Below are 1,598 nucleotides of genomic sequence, written 5' to 3'. Positions count from 1 at the left end.
GGGGGTGCGGATGAATTCTTGGACTGAGTTAAGTTGCGATTCCAAGGTGGCGCCGGTATTCGACCGGACTCATGCCGCGCAGCGACAATTTGATGCGCCGCTCGTTGTACCACTGGATGTAAGAGTTTAGCTCGTGCATGAATCCTTCTACCGTCGTGCCAGCCCAGTTGCGACAGTAGTACATCTCATTTTTCAGGCGACCGAAGAAGCCTTCGCAGGCTGCGTTGTCAGGTGAGCAGCCCTTTCGCGACATGGAACGGATGAGACCAGCCGCCTTGATGCGCTGCAGCCATCCCGGCCAACGATAGTGCGAGCCCCTATCACTGTGTACTACGGGGCTGTCGCCATCGGTGAGCGTGGTGATGGCGCCGTCGAGCATGCTATTGACCAATTGTGCGTCAGGCCTCGTGCCGATAGACCAACTTACAACCTTGCCGTCAAAGCAATCGATCATGGGCGATAGATACACCTTGCCAGCTGGAAGCTGGAATTCGGTGATGTCTGTCAGCCATTTTTGATTTGGCGCCTGCGAATGGAAATCCCTAGCAATCAGGTTCTCGGGGGCAGCGCCAATCTCCCCGCTGTAGGAACTGTACCGACGACGAGGCCGACGGACAGTAAGCTGCTCCTCCGCCATCAATTTGCGCACGACCTTTTCGGAGATCCGAATATCTCGCTGACGCAGCATCGCGTGGATACGACGGTACCCATAGCAGCGATGGTTGCTGTCAAAGATCTCGACCATGGCCTTACGTACATCGCCGTACTTATCGCGCAGCCTCAAGCCTGTCTTGTGATAGAAGTAGCTACTGCGCGCAAGCCCGACGACGCGAAGAAGCTCAGGCAACGGATACGTAGCTTTCAAGGCATCAACCACCTGTGTCTTCTCCCTGTTTGTCAGGGTCAGGGAGTTGATGCCTTGGTCTTTTTTTATTAGATCGCCCGCCTGCGCCAGGATGTCGCGCTCAAGTTGCAGCTGGCGTACCTGCTGTTCGAGCTGCGCGATTCTTTCCAGCAACGCTGCATGCTCGTCTTCAGGCGAGGCCAATTTACGTTTGCGCATAGATCGATATGCCTCGTCTCCGAGCAGTTGATCTTTCCACTTGTACAGCATCGGTCGGCTTACTCCAACCTTTTTCGCTACTTCCTCCGCTGAGCCCCGGCGGGCGCAAAGGTCAGTGACTGCCTGACGTCTCTGCTCGGACGCAAACGGCGCACTGGTGTTTGTGCTCGTGACCATGCGACGCGAGCCAGGGCGCAGCTCCTCAATCCAGCGGGCCAGCATTTCGGTGCTGGGATACCCGAGGGCTCTGCGGGTACCAACTAGAGAGCAGCCATGACCGAAGTAGTGATCCACCGCCACGCTTTTTTGCTCCAGCGTGTATCGATGCCTTGGACGGCGGTGCTCGGGCAGGTCCCCCAGTGCCTGGTAAAGGTTGACCCACCGCTTCAGGTTCTTACCCGACGGATAGCCCAGCTCACGAACGACCGTTGCCGTCTTTCCTCCATACTTTAAATACAGCTTGACCGCCCTGATGCGATCCTCGTACGAATACATGAACTACCTCCAAGTAGTCCAAGAATTCATCCGCACCCCC

At 56.4% G+C, this 1,598-nt stretch carries 1 protein-coding gene; it reads right to left on the bottom strand.

The window, feature by feature from the left end; translation table 11 throughout:
* Positions 1-28: 28 nt before the first annotated feature.
* Positions 29-1,558 carry an IS3 family transposase gene (locus tag AC3WQZ_RS35615; RefSeq protein WP_058698951.1) on the bottom strand — a complete coding sequence of 510 codons (1,530 nt, stop codon included), beginning with the start codon at positions 1,556-1,558 and terminating at the stop codon, positions 29-31.
* Between the last annotated feature and the right edge of the window lie 40 nt (positions 1,559-1,598).

This window comes from Cupriavidus sp. FW305-26 (assembly GCF_058787975.1).
The sequence above is the reverse complement of the archived record's forward strand: the minus strand, read 5'-3'. Positions and strand labels throughout refer to the sequence as shown.

Coding starts and splice junctions, on each gene's coding strand:
- AC3WQZ_RS35615 (WP_058698951.1), bottom strand. CDS start 1,558: ATGTATTCGTACGAGGATCGCATCAGGGCGGTCAAGCTGTATTTAAAG.